Source organism: Streptomyces sporangiiformans, from assembly GCF_005768555.2.
Classification (GTDB): domain Bacteria; phylum Actinomycetota; class Actinomycetes; order Streptomycetales; family Streptomycetaceae; genus Streptomyces; species Streptomyces sporangiiformans.
The window spans coordinates 1-2662 of record NZ_VCHX02000236.1 but is presented as its reverse complement, the minus strand read 5'-3'; the positions used below and the strand labels follow the sequence as shown (position 1 = coordinate 2662).

General features: G+C 69.4%; 3 protein-coding genes and 1 pseudogene. 3 read left to right on the top strand and 1 reads right to left on the bottom strand.

All coding sequences use genetic code 11. The features are described from left to right. Positions 1-477 precede the first annotated feature (477 nt). From FGD71_RS35120 to FGD71_RS35110, 3 genes are read left to right on the top strand one after another with little or no spacing between them, the layout of a single operon-like run. On the top strand, positions 478-819 hold the full coding sequence (locus FGD71_RS35120; protein WP_119104610.1) for an ArsR/SmtB family transcription factor: 342 nt from the start codon (positions 478-480) through the stop codon (positions 817-819). Positions 820-822: 3 nt separating this feature from the next. After that, positions 823-1329: an SRPBCC family protein gene (locus FGD71_RS35115; protein WP_119104609.1), complete on the top strand. Its 507-nt coding sequence runs from the start codon at positions 823-825 to the stop codon at positions 1327-1329. Next, positions 1329-1997: a dihydrofolate reductase family protein gene (locus tag FGD71_RS35110; RefSeq protein ID WP_119104608.1), complete on the top strand. Its 669-nt coding sequence runs from the start codon at positions 1329-1331 to the stop codon at positions 1995-1997. Before FGD71_RS35115 ends, FGD71_RS35110 begins: the two co-directional genes overlap by 1 nt. A gap of 207 nt (positions 1998-2204) precedes the next feature. Here FGD71_RS35110 and FGD71_RS49320 read toward each other — a convergent pair. After that, positions 2205-2552: pseudogene (locus FGD71_RS49320) on the bottom strand (transposase); the annotation flags it as partial. Positions 2553-2662: the final 110 nt, after the last annotated feature.

Sequence of the window (2662 nt, the reverse complement as noted above, 5' to 3'; positions counted from 1 at the left end):
GGGGCGCCACCGCGACGGACGCGGTGGCGCCCCGGTTTTGTGCCGGGCTGGGGTGATCCGGAGGAGCAGGCCGGGGTGGACTGCGCCATCGCGCCGCGACATCCGCTGTCGGTCTCCTTCGACAAGCTCGGGGCGGTCGCGGTCGATGGGCACGGCTGCAGGCTCTCCTGGGCCGAATTGGGCATGCTCTCGACTGCACGGGGGGAGCGGCCGGGTGGCCGAGGTGTATCCGGTCGCGGCATGGCATCAATGGGACTGGCACTCGGCACAGTCACGAGCCCCAGGCCGCTGCCCCCTGGCTGCACGTCCCCGAGGAGGCGCGGCGACTGTATGCACTCACCGCCTGGCCTACAGCCGACGACGTCGAGGTCACCCGCACCGAGGGCGGGATCCACATCAGAGCAGCATGCGTGTGGGGCGACTCGCCCGATTCCCAACCGGCTTGACGTATTCCGATATAGGAATATGATCGCTGCTATGGCACGAGCAGCGACGACGTCGGACGCGTTCAACGCGATCGCCGAGCCGCAGCGTCGGGACATCCTGGCGCTGCTGCGGGCGGGTGAGCGGCCGGTGACCGACCTGGCCCAGGAGCTGGGGATGAGCCAGCCAGGGGCGTCCAAGCACCTCCGGGTGCTCCGGGAGGTGGGGCTGGTGCGGGTCCGCGGGGCGGGCAAGCAGCGCCTCTACGGCCTGGACGCCCGCGGGCTGCGGCCGGTCCACGAGTGGGTCGGCGGATTCGAGCGGTTCTGGAACGAGAGTTTCGACCGGCTGGACACCTACGTGCAGGACCTCAAGCAGACACGGCAGGAGGGATGACCGATGACAGGGGCAAGGCGAGAAACGCGGGCGGAGCCGGCGACGGCCGACCGGGAGATCGTGATCTCCCGGGTCATCGACGCCCCGCGGGAGCTGGTGTTCGAGGCGTTCACCGAGGTCCGGCACCTGTCGCGGTGGTGGGGTCCGGAGGGGTTCACCACCACCACGCGGTCCTTCGAGTTCCGCGAGGGCGGGGAGTGGGACTTCGTGCTGCACGGGCCGGACGGCACCGACTACTCCGAGTGGATCCGCTGGCTGCGGATCGCCCCGCCGGAGCGGATCGCGCTGCTGCACGGTGAGTCCCGCGACGACCCGAACGCCTTCGAGTCGGTCCTGACCTTCGCGCCGGACGGCGCGGCGACCCGGATCGTGATGCGCACGGTGTTCCCCACCAAGGAACTGCGCGACGAGGCGGTCGAGAAGTACCACGCGATCGAGGGCGGCCAGCAGACCCTGAGCAGCCTGGCGGCCTACGTCACCGACCTCGCGCGGAAGGGGGCGGAGGGCTGATGGCCGGGAAGGTGTTCTTCAGCGTGTCGATGTCGCTGGACGGCTTCATCGCGCCCGAGTCCGTGCCCGTTGAAGACGAACTCTTCGCGCCCGACAATCGGGACGACCCGGACGTTCAGCGCTGGATGGCGCAGTGGGCGGAGCTGCAGCAGTGGCTGTTCCCGCTGCGGTTCATCCGGGAGAACCTGAAGCTGGGCGAGGGCGGCGAGGAGGGCCGCGACAACGACGTAGCGCGGGAGACGTTCGAGCGCACCGGCGCGAGCGTCATGGGTAAGCGCATGTTCGACCTCGGCGAGCAGTCATGGCCGGAGGAGGCGCCCTTCCACACCCCGGTCTTCGTCGTGACGCACACCAAGCGTGACCCGTGGGAGCGGCCCGGCGGCACCACGTTCCACTTCGTCAACGACGGCATCGAGCACGCCCTCGACCAGGCCCGCGAGGCCGCCGGCGACCGCGACGTCCGCATCGCCGGCGGCGGCGCGACGATCCTGGAGCACCTGAACGCCGGCCTGGTCGACGAGTTCTCGATCACGCTGTCACCGGTGCTTTTCGGCGCGGGCACCCGCCTGTTCGACGGCGTGGACGCATCCAGGGTCGCGCTGGAGCCGGTCCGTTCGGAGCCGTCGTCGCGGGTGACGCACCTGACCTACGCCGTGCACCCACGGTAGCCGCGCCACCACTCCACCCCAGCGACCCGAGCACCCACGGCGCACACGCTTGAATCAGCAGGCCGCCACGGCCAACTGCGAACAGCCGAATTGCTACGTACCCGGGCATTCACGAACTTGGTCGACCGGGCAGCAGAGGCGTATGGGATCAGCATGCACTACGCGGAGACGATCCGGAGGCCGCCCGCGAAGCGATGAACGCCGTCCTTCGGGCCCGCTCACGGTCTTGACCGTGAGGTTGAGGAAGGACTTGGCCCAGTCGACCAGCGTTCCCCCATAGATGGAATCGGCCCAGACGACGGCGATTTGAGGGTGCATGAGACGCAGGCGGAGGAGGATCTCCTTGGCCGCGACGGCGTCGTGGGTGTCGGCCTGCGTCACCATGACGGACTGCGAATCGATCGCCGCGGCCACGGGGTGCGGGGAGGTCCCCATGGCGCGGCGGACCCGGTGCCGGAGCTGGTCACGGATGAGGTTGAAGATGCCAGCCGCGCGCCGCCGGCTGAAGAACCCGAAGACCGTCTGGAAGGGCGGGAAGTCCGCGGGCAGGTCCCGCCTTATGTGGAATCGAGCCGGGCTAGGTGTATTGACCCGCAGCGTTGTTGATGCGGGTGATGGGTGGCTGGCCGCCGAGTGCGGTGTGGCAGCGGTGGTGGTTGTAGGTG